The sequence below is a fragment of the Pseudoalteromonas sp. S3260 genome (assembly GCF_005886925.1).
In the GTDB taxonomy this organism is placed as follows: Bacteria; Pseudomonadota; Gammaproteobacteria; order Enterobacterales; family Alteromonadaceae; genus Pseudoalteromonas; species Pseudoalteromonas tetraodonis.
The window spans coordinates 1-2430 of record NZ_PNCV01000091.1 but is presented as its reverse complement, the minus strand read 5'-3'; the positions used below and the strand labels follow the sequence as shown (position 1 = coordinate 2430).

General features: G+C 38.3%; 3 protein-coding genes. 1 reads left to right on the top strand and 2 read right to left on the bottom strand.

Annotated elements, in window-relative coordinates; genetic code table 11:
* Window positions 1-17: 17 nt before the first annotated feature.
* On the bottom strand, window positions 18-560 hold the full coding sequence (locus CWC14_RS14815) for a TnsA endonuclease N-terminal domain-containing protein (protein ID WP_138563612.1): 543 nt from the start codon (window positions 558-560) through the stop codon (window positions 18-20).
* Window positions 561-908: 348 nt separating this feature from the next.
* Here CWC14_RS14815 and CWC14_RS14810 point away from each other — a divergent pair, with 348 nt between their 5' ends.
* Window positions 909-1148, top strand: coding sequence for an RNA recognition motif domain-containing protein (locus CWC14_RS14810; RefSeq protein WP_008109433.1), 240 nt, complete (start codon window positions 909-911; stop codon window positions 1146-1148).
* A gap of 110 nt (window positions 1149-1258) precedes the next feature.
* Here CWC14_RS14810 and CWC14_RS14805 read toward each other — a convergent pair whose 3' ends face one another.
* Window positions 1259-2332 carry a phosphotransferase enzyme family protein gene (locus tag CWC14_RS14805; protein ID WP_138563610.1) on the bottom strand — a complete coding sequence of 358 codons (1074 nt, stop codon included), beginning with the start codon at window positions 2330-2332 and terminating at the stop codon, window positions 1259-1261.
* Between the last annotated feature and the right edge of the window lie 98 nt (window positions 2333-2430).

The following is a 2430-nucleotide window of genomic DNA, read 5'->3' as shown; positions in this document are numbered from 1 at the left end:
GATGAACTCGGGGCGATTCAGGCTTGATTCCACGGATCAGAGTATATCTTTTCAAGTAATCCTGTTGGTGTTGCGCGCCCAAGCTTTTTTAAATTTCCAACTAGCAACGCCATATCTGCTTCTTCACTAGCACCTTGCCTTATAAAAGGAAGAAGAAACTTAACTGACTCCAGATAGGGTGTTCTAATTTCCTTTTCAGTGACGATTTTAAACCTCCACTGATTTTCCTTTGCATATTTGATAGCCATCCGGAACTTCGGCTGTAGCTTGTCCCAATTTACCTTGAGATCACTTCGATACTTTACTTCATATAAAGTGGGTTTTTCACCTTGCCTGAAAGCTACTACATCAGGCGTATAACTACGTCGCTTGTCTTCTTTATTTAGCCAAGTAATTTTAACTGGCTGAACTTCAAATCGGCTTACGTGCTTGTCGAATTCAAGTAGACTTATAAAGTCTCGCTCCAGTGTTGACTCAAACATTGCTTGCCCATCAGCTTTACTGTGCGCTGCAATTCCTGTCACATTTCGATAGTTTTTTGGAATGGTTCTTACGGGCATAAATACCTAATATATTTGATATACAAAGACTATTTAAAAAACCATCGCAAACATCCAGTACAATATAAAGATGTAAATTAGGTTTTAAACAGACTCAACTATGTTAATAGTAGCCTATAGCGATGTAATTTCGACTCTAAATTGAGGTTTCAGTACAAAAAAGCGATGGAACTCACAATAAGCCTTGCTGAACAACCGGCTGGTAAATAAGCCTGCTGATTAACAAAAAGCTGCCAACGAGCAGCTTTTTTTGTTTATGGGCGTTATTTTCAGTAAATGTAAAATAAAGTTAGGCTAAAGCGGGGTTACTTGAGATAATTACCGCTGATACCCTTAATTAGGTTCATTATGAAACTATTAGTTCGCAACTTATCTCGTGCTACCACTGAGCATGAGCTTCGTACTTTATTTACAGCGCACGGTAAAGTGACCACCTGTAACTTAGTACTCGATAAAGAAACTGGCCAATCAAAAGGTTTTGCTTTTGTAGAAATGCCAAACGACATTGAAGTTAAAGGCGCTATTAAAGCCCTCAATCAAACAACCGTTGATAAAAGCAAAATTCGTGTAAAACTAGCGGATGCTTAATAAGTAAAAAATTGAGATGTTGGAAGTTTATACGTATTTTCAGCGTTTAACCTCGCTTTATATTGCTCAAAGCTTAGCTTTAACACTTTGAGCAATATAACCAATTGGGCTTATATCTGAGTTAACATCGCCTTTAATACCTGCTGCTTACTTACTATATCCCTGTACAACGCAAATTGATTTTTTGCGCGATCTAAATTGTGTCTCTCATATTTAACACTAAAGTAATTATCGCCGTCTATATAGTCGGTTAAAAAGCGTAAGCCAATCATAAAAGGCATTACTTTAGCACCTAACCAAAAGCTTTGTTTTTCTGCGGCCGTTAATACTGACTTTAATGGTTCAACGTAACCTTTAACAATTGCTGCAAAAATGTCTTCACGAACACCTACTTTTTCAAGCGCTGTTGAATCTTCTTGCTCTGCAGAGCAAAATGTTCTGACCATATCGCCAAAGTCATTAAGCCAATAACCTGGCATACAGGTGTCTAAATCAATCACCGCTTTTGCATCATTTGAATCTGAACAAAATAGCATGTTGTTTATTTTAGTATCGTTATGACACACGCGAATAGGGACTTTTCCAGCTAATGCATTGAGCTCATCAATGAGTGAGAACTGCGACAAACAAAAATCAACCTCCTCCTGACAATGAGCTACACGTTTATGAGGATCGGCGTTAATAACTTGCTTAAAAACCTCTGCACGCATGGCTAAATTATGAAAGTTAGGGATAACTGCATGTAATTTGTTAGCGTCAAAATCCTCTAATGCCGCAGCAAATTGGCCAAATGCATTAGCCGCGGTTTGCGCTTGGCTAACAGTATTAACCACATCTTCGCTGTAACTGCCACCAATAAACTCAAGGGCTCGCCAAGTATCGTTATTATTATTTACTAAATAGTCATGCTGAGTTGTTGCTACATGCCGCACAATTGCTAAGTTGAACTTACCGACTTGCTGCTTTTTGCTTAAGTGTCGTTCTATTAATCTTGCATTATCAACAAGTAACTGTGGCTTTGGGAATACCACCGTATTGAGCTTTTGTACAACCAATGACCGCTTAGGTGTACTCAATAACATGGTAGTATTGATATGCCCACTACCAATGGGTTTTATACTCGCATGCTTATCGTCAAGGCCAAAATTCTCAGATAAGTAAACTTCTATAGGAATTGAATTCATTTTCTACTTCACTCTTTTCGCCCAAGGCGACAATAATTTATATCAATTGCATTAGGGTCTGTTGACCTTTCAAGGTTAAATTTGCAGCAGCCTGTTTG

Excerpts from the sequence above, each read along its gene's own strand:
- CWC14_RS14805 (WP_138563610.1), bottom strand. The coding sequence starts at position 2,332 with ATGAATTCAATTCCTATAGAAGTTTACTTATCTGAGAATTTTGGCCTT.
- CWC14_RS14815 (WP_138563612.1), bottom strand. The coding sequence starts at position 560 with ATGCCCGTAAGAACCATTCCAAAAAACTATCGAAATGTGACAGGAATT.
- CWC14_RS14810 (WP_008109433.1), top strand. The coding sequence starts at position 909 with ATGAAACTATTAGTTCGCAACTTATCTCGTGCTACCACTGAGCATGAG.